A 17,520-nucleotide genomic window follows, 5' to 3' on the forward strand; every position below is an offset into this window, starting at 1 on the left:
TGGTGTGACAAGCGGGATCGCACTGTATGGGCGTCCGCACGAACGATGCGGTGTGATTTAGGGCGGCGGCATCGTGACCTCGCTCACGGTGTCCGTGAGAATACGTCGATCGCACCACACCGTGAGCTGTGTCATCCCCCTCGCAAGGAGTATCCATGCGTGCACGCATCGCGGCCCTGGTAGCCGTTCCGTTCCTCGGCGCGGGCGCCTTCGCCGTCTCCTCCGTGGCCGCCGGCGATCCGCCCGCCGTCCGGACCGTCCCCGCCGCCGCGGCGGCGCCGGTGGACTGGTCGAAGACCGGCCCGCACCAGGTCAAGGTCGACAAGGCCGACGCGCACACGATCTACCGTCCGAGCGACCTCGGCAGCGGCGGGGTCAAGAACCCCGTCGTCATCTGGGGCAACGGGACGGGCGCCACCCCCGCCGCCTACGACGGGCTCCTGCGGCACTGGGCGAGCCACGGCTTCGTGGTCGCCGCCGCCAACACCAAGCAGGCCAACAACGGCAACGCGATGCGCGCCGGGCTCGACCTGGTGACCAAGTGGAACACCACGTCGTCCAGCCCCTACTACGGCAAGGTCGACGTGAGCCGGGTGGCGTCGTCCGGGCACTCCCAGGGCGGCGCCGGGGCCATGAACGCCGCCGTCGACACCCGCGTCGACGCGGTCCTGCCGATCCAGCCGGGCCCGCTGGCCGCTCCCCGCAAGTTCAAGCAGCCGACGTTCTACATGGCCGGGCAGAACGACCGGGTCGTGTGGCCGTCGTGGGTCCGCAACTTCTACAACAAGTCCGGCCACCTTCCCGCCGTGTTCGGCGTCGTGCGCGGCGCGACGCACGTCGCCCCGGCCGGTGACGGCGGCGCGTTCCGCGGCCCGACGACGGCGTGGCTCTCCTTCACGCTGCGCGGCGACGCCTCCGCCCGCGCCCAGTTCGCGGGCGCGTCCTGCGGATACTGCGGCGCGTCCAGCCCGTTCTCCAACTGGCTGCGCAACACCCGCTTCACCTCCCAGAACGGCTGACGCTCGATCGGCCCGGTCGGTCCCGTCCGCCCACGCGGACGGGACCGACCGGGCGCCGGTGACGGCTCGCGTGGTCAGGTGAGGACGGCGAGGCGGCGGGTCGCGCGGGTCATGGCGACGTAGCGGTCGACGGCGCCCTCGATGCCGTCGCCGAAGGCGTCCGGGTCGACCAGGACCACCAGGTCGAACTCCAGCCCCTTCGCCAGTTCCGGCGTCAGGGAGCGGACGCGCGGGGTGTCGGGGAGGTCGGGGGCGCCGATGACGCAGGCGACGCCGTCGTCCTGGGACGCGAGCCATCCGTCGAGGACCGCGCGCAGGCCGGACGTCGCGCCGTGCTCCACCGGGACGCCGCCGGACCGGATCGACGTCGGGACGTTGGCGTCCGGCAGGGCCGCGCGGATGACCGGTTCGGCCTCGGCCATGATCTCCTCGGGCGTCCGGTAGTTGATCGTCAGGGACGCCTGGGTGACGCGGTCGAGGCCGACGCGTTCCAGGCGTTCCCGCCAGGACTCGGTGAAGCCGTGCCGGGCCTGCGCGCGGTCACCGACGATCGTGAAGCTGCGGGACGGGCAGCGCGACCGCAGCATCTGCCATTCCGCGTCGGTGAGTTCCTGCGCCTCGTCCACGACGACGTGCGCGAACGGCCCGGCGAGCCGGTCGGGTTCGGCGGCGGGCAGCGCGGCGTCGTCCACCAGGGCGTCGCGCAGGTCGCCGTGGCGCAGCATCGTCACCAGGCCCTCGCCGTCGTCGTCGGCCTCCAGCAGGTTGTCGACGACGTCGGCGACGCGGGCGCGTTCGGCGGCGACGGTGGCGTCGTGGCGGCGCTTGCGGCGGGACGCCTCGGGGTCACCGAGGCGGCGGCGGGCGGCGTCCAGCAGCGGGAGGTCGGAGACCGTCCACGCGTGGGCGTCGTCGCGCTGGAGCGCCCGGACGTCGCCGGGTTCGAGCCGGGGCGCGCAGAGCCGCAGGTAGGCGGGCACGGTCCACAGGTCACCGACGAGGTCGGCCGGTTCGAGCAGCGGCCAGGCGCGGTTGAGGGCGGTGCGCAGCTCGCGGTCGCGTTCCAGGGAGCGGCGCAGGACGTCGTCGGAGACGTCGCCCTCGTGCTTGTCCACGAGGATCGTGACGAGTTCGTCCCAGATCTGGTCCCGGGCCTCGTTGTGCGGGGTGGCGGGGTCGCGGGCATCGAACGCCTCGGCCCAGTCGTCGGCGCTCAGCCAGATGTCGGACCAGTCCGTCGTGACCGTCATGCCCTTACCGGGCGGGCGTTCGTAGAACCGGACGGCCGTCTCGATCCCCTTCACCAGCCCCGCCGACGCCTTCAGCGCGGCGACGCGCGGGTCCGCCTCGGGCACCGCCGCCGCGCCCTCGGGGACGAGGTCGCGCAGCGTGCAGGTCTGCACGCCCTCCTCACCGAGGCTCGGCAGGACGTCCGCGACGTACGCCAGGTACGGCTGGTGCGGCCCGACGAACAGCACGCCGCCCCTGCGGTGCCCGAGCCGGGGGTCGGCGTAGAGCAGGTAGGCGCTGCGGTGCAGCGCGACGACGGTCTTGCCGGTGCCGGGGCCGCCGTCCACGACGAGCGCGCCCCGCGAACCGGCGCGGACGATGGCGTCCTGGTCGGCCTGGATGGTGCCGAGGACGTCCCGCATCCGCGCCGACCGGTCGCCGCCGAGGCTCGCGATGAACGCGGACTGGTCGTCGAGCGCGGCGTGCCCCTCCAGGCCGCCGGGGGTGAACACCTCGTCCCAGTAGTCGCTGATCCGCCCGCGCGTCCAGCGGTACCGGCGGCGGCTCGCCAGGCCCATCGGGTTTCCGTGCGTGGCGGCGAAGAACGGCTCGGCCGCCGGGGACCGCCAGTCGAGCAGCAGGCGCCGCCCGTCGCCGTCGGTGAGGCCGAGGCGCCCGACGTACACGGGCCCGGTCTCGTCGGCCGCGACGATCCGGCCGAGGCACAGGTCGAGCCCGAACCGGCGCAGCGTCCGCAGCCGGGCGGTCAGCCGGTGGATCTCCATGTCGCGCTGCACCGCCGCCGGGCTGCTCCCGCCGGGCTCCTTCCGCGCGGCGTCGAGCCGCGCGGACAGGTCCGCGATCGACCGCTCCAGGCTCTCCCCGATCGCGGCGAAGTGCCGCTCGTCGTCCCCGATCAGCGCCGGATCGGCTTTGGCCGCCAGTCGTTCCGGCAGCTCGAACACGCTCCCGCGCGCCGTCCCCACGTCCATTCCGCGCCCCCTTGTTCCAGCTCAGGCGGACGATTGTCCGTCACGACGGGGGCCTTGCCGCAAGCCCCGGGGTCGGCTATAAGTTGAGAGTGGAGGGGAGTGAGAACGCCTCCCTTTTCCACCGCCGTTGCGCGCGTGCGGGATCTCTTCCCAAAACGATCATGGGTCGGCATACTCCGCGAAATGATCTTCAAACCGCCTTCGGGCACCGCGAACACGCGCCGGATCGCCGCCCGGCTGGGCGCCACCATGACCGCGGGGGCGCTGGCCGCCGGCCTGGCCACGACCGTGGCCCAGCCCGCGCAGGCGTACACCGAGAAGTGCAAGAAGACCTATCTGCGCTACCAGCCCGAGGGATGGTTCGCCATCCCGGTCGACGTGACGGTCAACCTGTGCGTGACGGCCAGCGGCGACCTCGTCTACGCGCGGGGCACCGTGCACTGGGAGCGGGGCACCGGCTCGATGGGGGACGGCTTCGACCGGTTCGCCCTGAAGATGCGCCTGGAGCGCAACGACGCCGACATCAAGACCGCGACGTGCACCACCACCAAGAACATCAACGAGCGCCGCGACAGCCACGCGATTCCCCCCGAGGGCTGGGCCCTCTACTGCCGCCCCATCAGCGCGTCCAAGGGCAGCGCCAAGACCTGGACCGCCGACGGCACGATCATCTACAACTACAACAACGACGGCAAGGGCGACTACACCAGCCAGCTCAACGGCACGCCCCGCGTCTGACGTCAGCTCCGGCTGTCGTGGCCCCGGGTGAGGCCCGGGAACCGGTGCCATCCGAGTTCGTCGAGGACGAGTTCGAGGTGGCGCGGAAGGTTGTCCAGGACGATCGTGGTCCCGGGCGAGACGGCGCGGGCCTGGTCACCGAGGACGTTCAGGGCCTTGAAGTCCATGAACGCCAGGTCCGCCAGATCCAGGTGAACCTCCGCGCGGCCCGCGCAGGCGGCGCGGAGGTGCGCGGCGAGCACGTCGTGCCGCACGACGTCGGCCTCCCCCTCGATGCGCAGCCCGTGCGGAGCGAACATCCCGACGATCTTCAAACACCCGTCATCGAACCCGGCGTTCGCCCGCATCCTGCCTCCACATCACCCGACCGCCGCCGAGCCTACGACCAGACCCCCACCCCCCGCCGCCTTTCCCCCGAACCACCGCTGTGGTCGTCAGGGGAGGATCGCTTCGGTCAGGGACCAGAGGGCCAGGGCCAGCATGCAGAGGCCGCCGATGCGCTGGACGGTCTTCAGGGGGACTCGCCGGGCGATGAAGCGGCCCGCCACCAGGGCCAGGGCGGAGACGGTCATGAGGGCCGCCGCCGCGCCGATCGCCACGGACAGGGTGCTCTGGGTGGCGGCGAGGTTCGCGGTGGTGATCTGGGTGAGGTCGCCCCATTCGCTGACGAACACGGCCGTGAACGCCGTCGCGTAGACGGGCCAGAAGCCGCGGACGACCGCGCCGCCGGACTCCTCGGTGTCGTCGTCATCACCGCCGCGCAGCAGGACGAAGGCACCGAAACCGAACAGCGCGGCGGACACCAGCTTGACGCTCCAGTCCGGCAGCAGCCCGAGCAGGCTCCCCGCCCCGACGGCGATCGCGACATGCAGGAGGAACGCGGTGGACGTGCCGAACCACACGTAGAGCGGACGCATCCGGGTGCCCATGGCCAGCGAGGCGAACATGGTCTTGTCCGGCAGTTCGGCGAGGAAGATCAGCCCGAAGGCGGTGCCGAGGGCGACGAGATCGAGGTTCACGCGAGGGGGCTTCCTGTTCGGGCACCGGGCTCCGCGCGCGACGCCCGCCGAAACCCGGACGCGACCACTCGGCCCGGCACGACGGACGCACCCGTCACGACGACGGGCGCGCTGGTGCCTGGCCGAAGGTCTCGTCCACCGCCGAGGCGGCCCGGGGACCGGGGCGACCGCCGCAGCGGACGCCCAGTGTGTCGACCCACCGGTGTTTCGGGACTACTCCCCTTCGCTGCCAGGCAGCCTACCCCACGCGCGAAGGAGCAGGTCGGGGCACCGGCCGCTCGTTTCGGCGCATGCCCGCCGGGTAACGGGCAAGAGCCATGCGACTCCAGCGAAGCGACCCCGCGGCACCGGGCATCCGGCGGATGCGGCACGGGCGCGGGTTCCGCTACGTCGGCCCGGACGGCGAGCCGCCGAGCCCGGACGACCTCGCCCGCGTGAAGGCCCTCGTCATCCCGCCCGCCTGGACGGACGTGTGGATCTGCGCCGAGCCGGACGGCCATCTCCAGGCCCTCGGCACCGACGACGCCGGGCGCCGCCAGTACCTCTACCACCCCGAGTGGCGCCTCCAGCGCGACCGCGAGAAGTTCGACCGCGTGCTGCGCTTCGGCGCCGAGCTGGGCACGATCCGCGAGCGCGCCGAGAAGGATCTGGCGGGCCGCGGCTTCACCCGCGCACGCGTGCTGGCGGCGGCGGTCCGCCTCATCGACCTCGGCTTCTTCCGGATCGGCGGCGAGGAGTACGCCGAGGAGAACGGCACGTACGGCCTGGCGACGGTGCTGCGCGAGCACGTCTCGTGCGGGCGCGGCGTCGTCACGTTCGAGTACCTGGCCAAGGGTGCGAAGGAGCGGCACCAGGCGGTGACCGAGGAGTCGGTGTGCCGCGTCGTGTCGGGGCTGCGCCGCCGCACGCGCGACGGCGAGCAGCTTCTCGGCTACAGCGTCGGCCGCGTCTGGCACGAGGTGCGTTCGGCCGACATCAACGAGTACCTGCGCGAGATCTCCGGCGGCGACTTCACCGCCAAGGACTTCCGCACCTGGCACGCGACGGTCCTGGCCGCCGTCGGCCTGGCGGTCTCGGCGGACGCGGGCACGTCGGAGAGCGCCCGCAAGCGCGCGGTCGCCCGCGTCGTCGCGGAGGTCGCCGCGTACCTGGGCAACACCCCGGCGGTGGCGCGCGCGTCCTACATCGACCCGCGCGTCATCGACCTCTACGAGCGCGGCACCACGATCGCCCCGGCCCTCAAGGAGCTGGGGCACGGCACCGGGCCCGGCGAGCTGGCCACCCGGGGACCGGTCGAGGCGGCCGTCCGCAGGATGCTCGCGTCATCCTGATCAAGGTTGAAGGACACCGGTAGAACCCGATAAACATGCCTTCGTCCCCAAAAGGGGCGATGTTCTACTGACCGGACAGGGGCGAGGTCTTCGGTGACGCACGGGTTCGAGGTCTCGGTCGAGGGGGTGCGGTCCGCCGGAAACGAGATGCGGGCCGTGGCGGATCGGCTCGCGGCGGCCGTCCGGACCTTCTCCGCCGAGGTGCAGGGCTACGGGGAGCCCTGGGGCGGCGACGACGTGGGGATGATCGTCGGGGCCGCGCACGGCGCGATCTTCCAGGCCGCCATGGAGTGCTTCGAGGCGGGCGCGGAGGAGATGGGCGCGGCGGCGCAGGCCGTCACGGAGATCGCCGCGAACTACGAGCGGATGGAAGAGACGAACACCCTGTACGTCAACCGGATCGGCGAGATCCTCTGATGGGCCTGCAACTGCCCGGCGAACTGACCGGACTCCTCGGAATGCTCGGCTATAGCTGGCCCGAGGCCGACGAGACGAAGCTGTTCCAGCTCGGCACGGTGTGGACCGAGTTCGGCTCCACCCTGCGTGGCACGGTCCAGGCCGCCGACACGGCGGCGCAGCGGGTGTGGACGCAGAACAAGGGCGAGGACTTCGCCGCGTTCCAGGAGCGGTGGACGGGCGAGGAGTCGCCGTCCGACAGCCTCGGAACGGCCGCGATGAGCTGCCTGGCGGCGGGGTGCGGGCTGTTCCTGGCGGCCGGCGTGGTGCTCGCGCTGAAGATCAACGTGATCGTCCAGCTCGTCATGCTCGCGATCCAGATCGCCCAGGCGATCGCGGCCGCGATCCCGACGTTCGGCGCGTCCCTCACGCTGATCCCGCTCATGAAGATCGCGACCGGCCTGCTGATCGACATCGTCATCGACCAGGCGATCGGAGCGCTGCTCGGTGGGTAATCGCAGAGGCGGCGGAGGCGGCGGACGGCGGAACGGCCAGGTCCCCGGCACGTCGGTGATCGTGAACGCCGTCAACCGGGCCGGCAGTTTCCCCAAACCCAAGAAATGGGTGCCGAAGAAGTATCCCGGAAAGGTGTCGAGCCAGCCGGGCAAGACGCCGTCGACCAACGCGCTGCGCGGCCAGATCGGCAACGACCTCGCCACCGCGGCGGCCCGGAAACGCGGTGACGAGATCGTCGGCTCGGAGATCAACATCCGCAAGCCGGGCACGCCGCTCAAGGGCAGCAGCAACGTCGACCATCTCCTGCGCGGGCCGGGCGGCGACTATCACGGCCTGGAGGTCAAGGCCGGTGAGGGAAAGCTGCGCAAGGCGCAGGAGGAGCACTATCCGCTCGTTCCGCAGGGCGGGCTGGAGGTCGGCTCACACGCCCTCGGCGACGTCGGGATGCCGCGCGGGCACGTGCTCGGACCGGGGCAGGTCGCCTCGATGCGCGTCGAGCGCTGGGACATCGACTCGCTGCCGATGGGCACCAAGACCGCGCTGGAACAGCACACGGTCCAGGCCATCCTCAAGGGCGACGCGGGACCGGCGCAGAAGCAGGCGCTGGAGGAGTGGATGGCGCGGGGAAGCAGCGTCAGGATTGATAAGGTCTGGACGTGACCGTGCGCGCGACGAAAGGGTCCTCGTGACCGTCGAAAACCCCGACAGCATCGACCAGATCACCGTCAACAACGAAAAGTCGGTGTACACGCTGGACATGGTCGAGACGCGACCTTTCACCGATTCCGAAGCGCAGCGGGAACAGATCGCCGAAAAGATCAACCTGTATCTCGAAGTCATCCAGACCGGGCAGCTCTACGAGCAGTTCCCCGACATCCGGGGCAAGGAACTGCGGGTCCGCCTCGTCTGCACCGACGAGCCCGCCGACGACCGGCTCGTCCAGTTGCTGACCGCCGGTACCGGGCTGTTCGCCAAGCACGGCGTCGACTTCGCGGTCGAGGTCATTCCCCGCGAGTTCGTCGAGAACTGACGTCAGGCGCCGCCGAGCAGGTCGCGGAAGCCCGCCGCGAACCGGCCGCGCGGCTCGTCGATCGGGGCGATGCCCGTGGCGCCGAACCGCTCGGCGAACTCGTCGGTCAGCGCCCGCGCCCGCGCGTCGTCGCCGCGCCAGTGGCTGACGACGGCGAGCGACTGGAGCCGCTGCGCCTCGGAGTCGGGTGCGGTGAGCGGCGCGTCCAGCGCCGCCGCCAGCGCGTCCAGGTCGGCGTGCGCCCGCATCCACGGCAGGACGTGGTCGCGGACGAGATCATCGGTGCCCGCCACGGCCTTCGCCACGCCGTCCGGGTCGGACGGGGCGCTCGCGCGCAGCGCGTCCACCACGTCGGCGGGCGGGACGCCCCGCCACGCTCCCGGCAGCGTCGGATACTCGGGCGCCTTGGGCCCGAACCCGCTCAGCTCGCGGATCAGCCGCTGCGTCGGCACGTGCGTGACCGAGCAGTTCGGCGGGTCGAAGTGGACCGTCGTCGTACCGGCGCCGCCCGCCCGCTTGGGCAGGGTGAGGCCGCCGGTCCAGTCGTCGCCGAGCGCGACGACGTAGCGCCCGCCCGCCGCGGCGCGGAAGCCGTGCGGGGCCAGCGCCTTCTTCTCGGCCCGCACCCATTCCTTCTTCAGCGCGGCGCCCGTCTCGGCCATCGTCATGCTCCCAGTTTCGCGAAACGCGCGTCCGGCGGCAAAGTGGTCAGGGCTGGACGAGGACCTTGATGGCGCCGTCCTGCTTCTTCTGGAAGATCTCGTAGCCGTGCGGAGCCTCGTCCAGCGGGATGCGGTGGGTGGCGAGGTCCATGACGCCGAGCGGGTCGGCGTCGTCGGTGACGAGCGGCAGCAGCTCGTCGGTCCACTGCCGGACGTGCGCCTGGCCCATGCGCAGCGCGATGCCCTTGTCGAACATGGTCATCATCGGCATCGGGTCGAGGTTGCCGCCGTAGACGCCGAGGACGGAGATGGTACCGCCGCGCCGGACGATGTCGATGGCCTCGGTGAGCGCCGCCATCCGGTCCACACCCGCCTTGGGAATGACCTTCTGGGCGATCTTGTCCGGAATGAGCCCGGCGGCGGCCTGCGCGGCGGCACCGGCGGGCGAGCCGTGCGCCTCCATGCCGACGGCCTCGATGACCGAGTCGGTGCCGCGCCCGTCCGTCATGTCCCGGACGACGTCTCCGACCTGCCGGGACTTGGCCCGGTCGACGACCTCGATCCCGTGCCGCCGGGCCATCTCCAGCCGCTCGGGGACGAGGTCGACGCCGATGACGCGGTGCCCCCGGTGGCGGGCGATCCGGGCGGCCATCTGCCCGATCGGCCCGAGGCCGAGGACGGTGACCGACCCGCCTTCCGGAATGTCGGCCCAGTGGACGCCCTGCCGCGCGGTGGGCAGCACGTCGGACAGGTACACGAACCGCTCGTCCGGCGGCCCCTCGGGCACCTTGACCGGCCCGAACTGGGCCTGCGGGACGCGCAGGTACTCGGCCTGCCCGCCCGGCACCTGGCCGTACAGCTTGGTGTAGCCGAACAGGGACGCGCCGGTGCCGCGCTCGCGGTTCTGCGTCGTCTCGCACTGCGCGAACAGCTTGCGGTTGCACATGTAGCAGTGCCCGCAGGAGATGTTGAACGGGATCACGACGCGGTCGCCGGGCGCGATGTGGCTCACCGCCGACCCGACCTCCTCGACGATCCCCATCGGCTCGTGGCCGAGGATGTCGCCCGCGCCGAGGAACGGGCCGAGCACCTCGTACAGGTGCAGGTCCGAGCCGCAGATGCCCGACGAGGTCACCTTGATGATCGCGTCGGTGGGCTCCTTGAGCACCGGGTCCGGGACCGATTCGACCCGGACGTCGCGTTTGCCATGCCAGGTGAGCGCCTTCACGGCTCTCCTCTCAGTGTCCGTTGAGCGGCGTTTCGGGGAAGGCGCCGAGGATCTCGCCGACGCTCGCGTAGACGGCGGCGGCCCCGGCGTCGAGCAGTTCGGCGCGCGAGAACCCGCCGGTCAGGACGCCGACGCAGGGCACACCGGCGCGCACGCACGCCTCCACGTCCCACACGGCGTCCCCGACGAACACGGCGTTCTGCGGCTCGGCGCCGGCGTCGTCCAGCGCCGCCCGGACGAGGTCGGGCGCGGGCTTGCTCTGCTCGACCTCCGACGACGAGGTGGCGCCGTCGATGGCGTCGTCGGCGTCGAGCGCGCGGCGCAGCGCCCGCATCTCGGTGGACCCGGCGGAGCTGGCGAGCAGGACGCGCCGTCCGCTGCGCGCGCAGCGCCGCAGCAGGTCGCCCGCGCCCCCGAACGCCTCCAGCCGGTCCCAGTACTGGGCGTAGAGGGCGAGGTGGGCGTCGCGCATGGCGTCGTCGGCGGCGCGGTCGCGGTCGTCGGGCAGCACGTGGTCGAGCAGTTTGTCCGAGCCCATCCCGACGGCCCGGTGGACGGCGGCCATCGGCACGACCTGCTCGTACTGGCGGAACGCCTGCCACCAGCAGACGGCGTGCAGGTAGTTGGTGTCGACGAGCGTCCCGTCGACGTCGAAGATCACGACTTCGGTCACGCCCGGCCCCTACCCGGCGTGACCTGGGCGAATCAGTGGCCCTTGACGAGGAAGTACACCAGCGCGGCGACGTGCGCCACGACGGTCAGCGCGAGCGACAGGTGGAACATGAGCCGCGCGGTGGGGTGGTCGAAGTTGGACGTGCGCGCCGCCGGTCGCGCGGCGCGGTCCGTCACCTGGTCCTCCAGGGAGTCCAGGGAGGGGAAGAAGCGACGCAGTGCCATGCCCTCAGCGTACCCGGCGGTTCTTCCTGCCTCCCATGTGCAACAGCGCTAACGTTGCGTTCCATGCGTCCGGTGGTGGTCGAGGTCCTGCCGCTGCGCGGAACCGGCGGCGACGTCGCGTTCCGGCGCCGCGCCGGGCTGCTGCGCGACCGCGAGGACCCCGACGCCGCCGCCCGCCGGCTCGTCCCCGGCGTCACCCCCGCGACGCTGCTGCACTCGACGAGCTGGCGCACCGACGGCGACCGTCTCGTCCTCACCTACGCCGTCGCGCCCGATCCGCAGCCGTGGCACGCGGCGGTCCCGCTGCGCGGCACCCGTCTGGCGCACGGCCCGCGTCCGGACCGTCCGTCGCCCGAGGCGCCGACCCACGCCGAGGTCGCCGCGCACGCCGCCCGCCACCTGGCCTTCCTGCTCACCCGCGACGAGCAGGCCCGCGCGGCGCTCGCCGCCGACACGGCGCTGACGGCCGCGCTCGCCGCCTGCTCCCCCGAGCCCGCCGGACGCGTCCCCGCCTGAATCTCTGGCCGCACGGCGCGGAACGTGGTGTCGTGGGGAATGCGGGAACTCTTGGTGATCATGGGGTCGGGCGAGACGAGCCCGACGATGGTGGGGGTCCACAAGGAGGCGGCGCGGCGCCCGGCCGTCCTCCTCGACACCCCCTACGCGTTCCAGGAGAACGCGGCGGACATCTCCCGGCGGGCCTGCGCGTACTTCGCGCGCAGCGTCGGGTTGCCGGTCGAGGTCGCGGCGAAACCGGAGGACCTGGAGACCGCCGGATGGATCTTCTCCGGGCCGGGCAGCCCCACCTACGCGCTGGAGCGATGGCGCGGCCCGGTCGCAGAAACCCTCCGGCAGAGCGCGGCGACGCTGGTGTTCGCGTCGGCCGCCGCGTGCGTGCTCGGCCGCGTCGCCGTACCCGTCTACGAGATCTACAAGGTCGGCGCCGACCCGTGCTGGCACGACGGCCTGGATCTACTCGGTGACCTCGGCCTGAACGTCGCGGTCGTCCCGCACTACGACAACGCCGAGGGCGGCACGCACGACACCCGCTTCGCCTACCTGGGCGAGCGGCGGCTGCGGCGCATGGAGGCCGCCCTGCCGGACGGCACGGCCGTGCTCGGCGTGGACGAGCACACCGCCGTCCTCATCGACGACCGCGTCCGGGTGCGGGGACGCGGCGGCCTGACCGTCCGCCGCGCCGGGGCGAGCACCGTCGTCCCGGCGGGCGAGACGCTGACGCTGGACGAGCTGCGCGCGCTGACGCGCGGCGGCGCCGTCCGGCGGACCCCGGCGCGGACGGCCGCGCCCGCCGAACCGCCCCGTCCGACGCTCAAGCAGACCGTCCTGGACGCCCGCGCCCGCTTCGCCGCCGCCGAACCCGCCGAGCGCGTCCGGCTGATCCTCGGCCTGGAGGCCGCCATCGCGGACTGGACCGACGACACCGAGGAGGACGAGGGCACCGACTGGGCCCGCGCCGTGCTGCGCTCGCTCGTCACCCGGCTGGGCGCGTCGGCGGCGCTCAACGGGGCCGTCCCCGCACTGGTCGCCGTGCGGGACGAGCTACGGGCCGCCGGGCTCTACCCGCTCGCGGACCGCGTCCGCGACGCCCTGGCCTCCGGCGGCGTCCACCTCCGCGACACCCCGGCGGGGACGTTCTGGGACGTCGGCGGTCAGGACGCGCGCAGCCGGGAGACCTCGTAGAGCGCGATGCCCGCCGCGACGCCCGCGTTCAGCGACTCGGCCGCCCCCGGCATCGGGATCGTGACCAGCAGGTCGCAGGTGTCGGCGACGAGCCGCCCGAGGCCCTTGCCCTCCGACCCGACGACGAGCACGAACGGCCCGCCCGCGACCTCCAGGTCACCGACGGCGGTGCCGCCGGAGGCGTCCAGCCCGGCGACGAAGCAGCCCGCCTTCTGGTATGCCTTGAGCTGCCGGGACAGGTTCGTCACCTGCGCGACCGGCAGGGAGGCCAGCGTGCCCGCCGACGCCTTCCACGTGCCCGCCGTGACGCCCGCCGCGCGCCGCTCGGGGACGACGACGCCGGACGCGCCGAACGCCGCCGCCGACCGGACGATCGCGCCGAGGTTGCGGGGGTCGGTGATGCCGTCCACGGCGACGATGAGCGGCCGCGTGCCGCGCAGCAGGTCGTCGGCGTGCGCGTACCGGTAGGGCTTGACCTGGAGCGCGATGCCCTGGTGGACGGCGCCGTCGGTGAGCCGGTCGAGTTCGGCGCGGCCCGCCTCCAGCAGCGGGATGCGCCGGTCGGCGGCGAGCTGGATGGCCTCGCGGACGCGGTCGTCGCGCCCGTCGGAGACGTAGAGCGCGCTGCCGGGCACCCCGGCGCGCAGCGCCTCCACGACCGGGTTGCGGCCGGTGACCAGCTCGGGCACCTCGCCGTTGGCGCGCCGGGCGCCCGCCGGACGGCTCGTCCGCGCGGGCTCGTCGCCGGTCTTGGCGCGGGACGCGCCCGGCCCGGCGGTCGGCGTGCCGGTGCGCCGCGCGTTCTTCACGGCCCGCGCCTTCTGCCGCTTGCCGTGCCAGTGCCGGTCCTCGGCCTTCGGAGTCGGTCCCTTGCCCTTGCGCTTCGGCATCTGCTCTACGTCCCTCGCGACGATCTACGGTGCGCCGCGGTGTCCCGTACGGCGGTCATGGGGCACCCGCCCCAAACCCCCGAGTTTAGGCGGCCTGGGCGGGTGTCCGCGCCTGTTCAGGCCCGCTTCAGCTCCCAGCGGGGGCCGTGCGGGGTGTCCTCGACGAGCACGCCCGCCGCCGTCAGGCCGTCGCGGATGGCGTCGGCGGCGGCGTAGTCCTTGCGGGTGCGGGCGGCCTGCCGCTGCTCCAGCGCGACACCGACGAGCGCGTCCACGACGGGACGCAGGTCGTCGTCGGCGCCCGTCCACTCGGGGTCGAGCGGGTCGAGGCCGAGCACGGCCGTCATCGCCCGGACGGCAGCCAGGTGCTCGGCGGCGGCGACGACGTCCCCGGCGGCCAGCGCGCTGTTGCCCTCGCGGACCCGCTCGTGGACGACGGCGAGCGCCTGCGGGACGGCGAGGTCGTCGTCCATCGCGGCGACGAACGCCTCGGGCAGCGCGGCGGCGGGCGCCCCCGCCCCCGCGACCTCGGCGGCCCGCGTCACGAACCCCTCGATGCGCTGGTAGGCGGCGACGGCCTCGCCGAGCGAGGCGTGCGTGAAGTCGAGCAGCGACCGGTAGTGCGCCGACGCCAGGTAGTACCGCACCTCGACGGGCCGCGCGCGGCCGAGCAGGTCGGGCAGCAGCACGACGTTGCCGACGGACTTGCTCATCTTCTCGCCGTCGACCGTGAGCAGCCCGTTGTGCAGCCAGTAGCGGGCGAACGGGTCGCCCGCGGCGTTGGACTGGGCGATCTCGTTCTCGTGGTGGGGGAAGATGAGGTCCATCCCGCCGCCGTGGATGTCGAACGCGGCGCCGAGGTAGCGGGTGGCCATCGCCGAGCACTCCAGATGCCAGCCGGGCCGCCCCTCCCCCCACGGCGTCTCCCACGACGGCTCGCCGGGCTTGGCGCCCTTCCACAGCGCGAAGTCGCGGGCGTCGCGCTTGGCGTCCTCGTTGGGGGTGTCGCCCGCCGACCGCATGTTCTCCAGCCGCTGGTTCGACAGCGCGCCGTAGTGCTCGGCCCACGACAGCACGTCGAAGTAGACGTCGCCCCCGGCCGCGTAGGCGTGGCCGTTCTCGATCAGCCGCCGGATGAGGCGGATCATCTCCGGGACGTGCCCGGTGGCGCGCGGCTCGATCGTGGGCGGGAGGCAGCCGAGGGTGTCGTAGCCCCGGTTGAACACGCGCTGGTTGCCCTCGGCGACGGCGAACCAGGGCGTGTCGGACGCGGCGGCGACGGCGAGGATCTTGTCGTCGATGTCGGTCACGTTCCGGACGAACGTGACGGCGTACCCCGACTGCCGCAGCCAGCGCAGCAGCACGTCGTAGATGACACCCGACCGCAGATGCCCGATGTGCGGCGAAGCCTGCGGAGTGGCGCCACAGACGTACATCCCGACGCGACCCTCGGCGAGGGGCTCGAACGCGCGGACGGTCCGGGTGCTGGTGTCGTAAAGGCGCAGGCTCACGCGCCCCAGGTTATTGGATCGCCGCATCCCCCGTGGGTGAGTTGCGCAGCGCGTCCGGCGCGCGCAGGACGGCGAGCGCGCACGCGTTCGGCGTCGCGGCGGCCAGCGCGGTGAGATCGGGGTCGCCGGGGCGGGCGCGGACCGTCACCAGGCCGTCCGCGATGTCGATGGACCGGACGCGCTCCCAGGGCAGTTCGGTGCCGTCCTTGGCGATGCCGCCGGGACCGGCGGTGAACGGGCCGAAGCGGACGGTTCCGCCGCGTTCCAGCTCGTCCCGGGCACGCCGCACCACGCGCGCGGTGACCTCGACGGTGACCGCGTGACCCAGGTCCTCGACGCCGGGGAGTTCGTCGCCGAACGTCAGCGTGCGGCCGGACGCGCGGACGGTGTACCGCCAGCGGGTGCGCGCGCCGGTGCGGACGCCCGCGACCGTGACCGCGTCGATCGCGTCCCACGGCCACTGCACCCCGGCGGCGCTCAGCCCGCCGGGGTGCAGGACGACGACGCGTCCCCGCTCGCGCAGCCGGGCCTTGGCCGCGTATCCGGCCGCGCCCGCCAGATACCCCGCACAGAGCAGGGCCGTGAGCGTGCCGAGCCCGGGGTGGCCGCGCCGGAACTGCGCCCAGGCGGCCAGCGCCAGCAGGAGCCCGACGACGAGGACGACGGCGAGCAGGGCGAGGATGCGGCGGCGTCCCGGACGGGCGTCGAAGACGCGGTCGGGCGGGCCGAGCGCGGCGGAGGGAGCGGGCGGCATGAATCATCGTCTACCCCACCGCGCCCGCAGAAAATCCACGAGCAGGACGAGTCGGCGCAAGCGACAGGAGGAACTCACCCTGAAGGGGATATCGTCCCCCGGAAAGGGAAGATCACCCGCGCCCCGACCGTCCCCGGAAAGAGCCCCGATGTCCCCCGACCGCCGTCCCGGCCGCGCCTTCACCGTCGCCGCCGCGCTCGCCGTGGTGGTGCTGGCCGCCGCCGCGTTCACCGTCACCTACGAGCCGCTGCGGCTGCTGGCCCGCGCGGGCGGCGTGGACGCGCGCTGGGCGCCCGCCTATCCGGTCATCGCGGACACGCTGCTGGCCGTCGCGATCCTCGCCGTCATGGTCGCGCGCCGGACCCGCTGGTGGACGCGGCTGTGGCGGTGGGCGCTGCTGCTGGCGCTGCTCGCGGGCGGCGCGGCGCTGAGCGTGCAGCACGCGGTGTGGGGGTACGCGTCGCTGCCGGACGACGCCGTCCGCGCGGGCGTCGCGGTGGCGCCGCACGTCGCGCTGGTCGTGGTGGTGCTGCTGTGGCTGACGCTGGTGAAGCAGCGGCGCCGCGTGCCGGAGCCGCTGGTGACGGCACCGCCGCAGGACGCCGAGCCGGTGGAGGAGGCGCCGCGCGAGGACGACCGCGCGGAGACCGTCGCGGCGGACGAGCCTGCGGAACCGCCCGTCGTGGAGCCCGTCGCGGACGACGAGCCGCGTCCGGCCGTCGAGGAACCGCCCGTCCTCCCCGACTTCCCCGCCGCGCCGGTGGACGACTGGGAGCCCGTCACCACGCGCGGCCCGGCGCCGACCGTGGTGCAGGCGGCGGCCCGGGAGCGCGAGGAGGAGCTGGCCGCGCACCCGTCCCCGGACGAGGCGCCGCCGCTGCCGGAACCCGAGCCCACCGACGAGCCGCCGCTGCCCGTCCTGGAGCCGAGGGAGCCCGAGCACGAGCGGCCTCCGGCGTCCCTGCCGACCGACGTCGAACTGGTCCGCTCGCGGCCGGCCGACGCCGACGAGGCACCGCAGGCGTCGACCACCCGGGACGATCTGCCGCTGTGGGGCTGGAACCCGCCGCCGTCCGGCTCTCTTCGCAGCGGGCCGACGCCGCCCTCGGAGTGACGCGGGGTCAGCGGGACGGGTAGACGAGCGCGTTGGCGATGGCGGCCAGGCCCTCGCCGCGGCCGGTGAGGCCGAGGCCGTCCGTCGTGGTGGCGGAGACCGAGACGGCGGCGCCGTTCAGCGCGGCGGAGAGGGTCTTCTCGGCCTCGGCGCGGCGTTTGCCGATCTTGGGGCGGTTGCCGATGACCTGGATCGCCACGTTGCCGATGGTGAAGCCCGCTTCGGTGACGAGCCGGGCGACCTCCGCGAGGAGCGTCGTGCCGGACGCGCCGGACCAGCGCGGGTCGGCGGTGCCGAACACCGCGCCGAGGTCACCGAGGCCGCAGGCCGACAGCAGCGCGTCGCACGCCGCGTGCGCGGCGACGTCGCCGTCGGAGTGCCCGGCCAGGCCGGTGCCCTCGCCCGGCCAGTGCAGCCCGGCGACGTGCAGGGGCCTGTCCTCGACGGAGAACGGGTGGACGTCGGTTCCGACGCCCACCCGCGGAAGCTGCT

The 17,520-nt window shown here is 73.4% G+C and carries 21 protein-coding genes; 10 read left to right on the plus strand and 11 right to left on the minus strand.

The window, feature by feature from the left end; all coding sequences use genetic code 11:
- Positions 1-155 precede the first annotated feature (155 nt).
- On the plus strand, positions 156-1,019 hold the full coding sequence (locus C229_RS0122705; protein WP_018657411.1) for a poly(ethylene terephthalate) hydrolase family protein: 864 nt from the start codon (positions 156-158) through the stop codon (positions 1,017-1,019).
- Positions 1,020-1,093: 74 nt separating this feature from the next.
- Here C229_RS0122705 and helR read toward each other — a convergent pair whose 3' ends face one another.
- A complete protein-coding gene (gene helR / locus C229_RS0122710; protein WP_018657412.1) occupies positions 1,094-3,241 on the minus strand; it encodes an RNA polymerase recycling motor ATPase HelR in 2,148 nt (715 codons plus the stop codon).
- Between the two features lie 183 nt (positions 3,242-3,424).
- On the opposite strand from helR, the gene C229_RS0122715 reads away from it, so the two are divergent.
- A complete protein-coding gene (locus C229_RS0122715; RefSeq protein WP_018657413.1) occupies positions 3,425-3,979 on the plus strand; it encodes a hypothetical protein in 555 nt (184 codons plus the stop codon).
- Positions 3,980-3,981: 2 nt separating this feature from the next.
- Here the strand turns inward: C229_RS0122715 and C229_RS0122720 are convergent, their stop codons facing one another.
- Both C229_RS0122720 and C229_RS0122725 read right to left on the minus strand, forming a co-directional pair.
- Positions 3,982-4,278: an STAS domain-containing protein gene (locus C229_RS0122720; protein ID WP_169513862.1), complete on the minus strand. Its 297-nt coding sequence runs from the start codon at positions 4,276-4,278 to the stop codon at positions 3,982-3,984.
- Positions 4,279-4,413: 135 nt separating this feature from the next.
- On the minus strand, positions 4,414-4,998 hold the full coding sequence (locus C229_RS0122725; RefSeq protein ID WP_018657415.1) for a TMEM165/GDT1 family protein: 585 nt from the start codon (positions 4,996-4,998) through the stop codon (positions 4,414-4,416).
- Between the two features lie 317 nt (positions 4,999-5,315).
- Here C229_RS0122725 and C229_RS0122730 point away from each other — a divergent pair, with 317 nt between their 5' ends.
- The 5 genes from C229_RS0122730 (at position 5,316) to C229_RS0122750 (ending at position 8,271) form a co-directional block, all read left to right on the plus strand.
- On the plus strand, positions 5,316-6,329 hold the full coding sequence (locus C229_RS0122730) for a DNA topoisomerase IB (protein WP_026314065.1): 1,014 nt from the start codon (positions 5,316-5,318) through the stop codon (positions 6,327-6,329).
- A gap of 93 nt (positions 6,330-6,422) precedes the next feature.
- Positions 6,423-6,746, plus strand: coding sequence for a PE domain-containing protein (locus tag C229_RS0122735; RefSeq protein WP_018657417.1), 324 nt, complete (start codon positions 6,423-6,425; stop codon positions 6,744-6,746).
- Positions 6,746-7,240, plus strand: a complete 495-nt coding sequence (locus C229_RS0122740) for a WXG100-like domain-containing protein (protein ID WP_018657418.1) — start codon at positions 6,746-6,748, stop codon at positions 7,238-7,240. Before C229_RS0122735 ends, C229_RS0122740 begins: the two co-directional genes overlap by 1 nt.
- A complete protein-coding gene (locus C229_RS0122745; RefSeq protein WP_155885004.1) occupies positions 7,233-7,901 on the plus strand; it encodes a hypothetical protein in 669 nt (222 codons plus the stop codon). The genes C229_RS0122740 and C229_RS0122745 overlap by 8 nt, the downstream gene beginning before the upstream one ends.
- 25 nt (positions 7,902-7,926) lie before the next feature.
- Positions 7,927-8,271 (plus strand): DUF6572 domain-containing protein, encoded by a 345-nt coding sequence (locus C229_RS0122750; RefSeq protein WP_018657420.1) that lies wholly within the window; start codon positions 7,927-7,929, stop codon positions 8,269-8,271.
- 2 nt (positions 8,272-8,273) lie between these two features.
- Here C229_RS0122750 and C229_RS0122755 read toward each other — a convergent pair whose 3' ends face one another.
- The 4 genes from C229_RS0122755 to C229_RS0122770 are packed head-to-tail and all read right to left on the minus strand — an operon-like array spanning position 8,274 to position 11,058.
- Positions 8,274-8,939, minus strand: coding sequence for a hypothetical protein (locus C229_RS0122755; protein WP_018657421.1), 666 nt, complete (start codon positions 8,937-8,939; stop codon positions 8,274-8,276).
- Positions 8,940-8,979: 40 nt separating this feature from the next.
- Positions 8,980-10,161, minus strand: a complete 1,182-nt coding sequence (locus C229_RS0122760) for a zinc-dependent alcohol dehydrogenase (protein ID WP_018657422.1) — start codon at positions 10,159-10,161, stop codon at positions 8,980-8,982.
- A 10-nt stretch (positions 10,162-10,171) separates the two neighbouring features.
- The gene (locus C229_RS0122765) at positions 10,172-10,834 is read right to left on the minus strand and encodes an HAD family hydrolase (protein WP_018657423.1); all 663 of its coding nucleotides are present in this window, start codon (positions 10,832-10,834) and stop codon (positions 10,172-10,174) included.
- Positions 10,835-10,866: 32 nt separating this feature from the next.
- Positions 10,867-11,058, minus strand: a complete 192-nt coding sequence (locus C229_RS0122770) for a hypothetical protein (protein ID WP_018657424.1) — start codon at positions 11,056-11,058, stop codon at positions 10,867-10,869.
- Positions 11,059-11,121: 63 nt separating this feature from the next.
- Between C229_RS0122770 and C229_RS0122775 the strand changes: the two genes are divergently transcribed.
- Both C229_RS0122775 and C229_RS33130 read left to right on the plus strand, forming a co-directional pair.
- Positions 11,122-11,574, plus strand: a complete 453-nt coding sequence (locus tag C229_RS0122775) for a hypothetical protein (protein WP_018657425.1) — start codon at positions 11,122-11,124, stop codon at positions 11,572-11,574.
- Between the two features lie 39 nt (positions 11,575-11,613).
- Entirely contained in the window at positions 11,614-12,759 is a 1,146-nt protein-coding gene (locus tag C229_RS33130; RefSeq protein ID WP_051109060.1) for a hypothetical protein, read from the plus strand.
- Here C229_RS33130 and rlmB read toward each other — a convergent pair.
- From rlmB to C229_RS0122795, 3 genes are all read right to left on the minus strand, one after another.
- On the minus strand, positions 12,729-13,649 hold the full coding sequence (rlmB, locus tag C229_RS0122785; RefSeq protein WP_018657426.1) for a 23S rRNA (guanosine(2251)-2'-O)-methyltransferase RlmB: 921 nt from the start codon (positions 13,647-13,649) through the stop codon (positions 12,729-12,731). The two genes, C229_RS33130 and rlmB, sit on opposite strands and share 31 nt — an antisense overlap.
- A 116-nt stretch (positions 13,650-13,765) precedes the next feature.
- The gene (gene cysS, locus C229_RS0122790; RefSeq protein ID WP_018657427.1) at positions 13,766-15,160 is read right to left on the minus strand and encodes a cysteine--tRNA ligase; all 1,395 of its coding nucleotides are present in this window, start codon (positions 15,158-15,160) and stop codon (positions 13,766-13,768) included.
- Positions 15,161-15,170: 10 nt separating this feature from the next.
- The gene (locus C229_RS0122795) at positions 15,171-15,914 is read right to left on the minus strand and encodes a DUF6585 family protein (RefSeq protein WP_018657428.1); all 744 of its coding nucleotides are present in this window, start codon (positions 15,912-15,914) and stop codon (positions 15,171-15,173) included.
- A gap of 148 nt (positions 15,915-16,062) precedes the next feature.
- On the opposite strand from C229_RS0122795, the gene C229_RS0122800 reads away from it, so the two are divergent.
- Positions 16,063-17,028, plus strand: coding sequence for a DUF2637 domain-containing protein (locus C229_RS0122800; RefSeq protein WP_018657429.1), 966 nt, complete (start codon positions 16,063-16,065; stop codon positions 17,026-17,028).
- A gap of 7 nt (positions 17,029-17,035) precedes the next feature.
- Here C229_RS0122800 and ispF read toward each other — a convergent pair whose 3' ends face one another.
- On the minus strand, positions 17,036-17,506 hold the full coding sequence (gene ispF, locus C229_RS0122805; protein ID WP_026314066.1) for a 2-C-methyl-D-erythritol 2,4-cyclodiphosphate synthase: 471 nt from the start codon (positions 17,504-17,506) through the stop codon (positions 17,036-17,038).
- Positions 17,507-17,520 lie beyond the last annotated feature (14 nt).

Origin of the sequence: Actinomadura flavalba DSM 45200, from assembly GCF_000374305.1 — a bacterium.
In the GTDB taxonomy this organism is placed as follows: domain Bacteria; phylum Actinomycetota; class Actinomycetes; order Streptosporangiales; family Streptosporangiaceae; genus Spirillospora; species Spirillospora flavalba.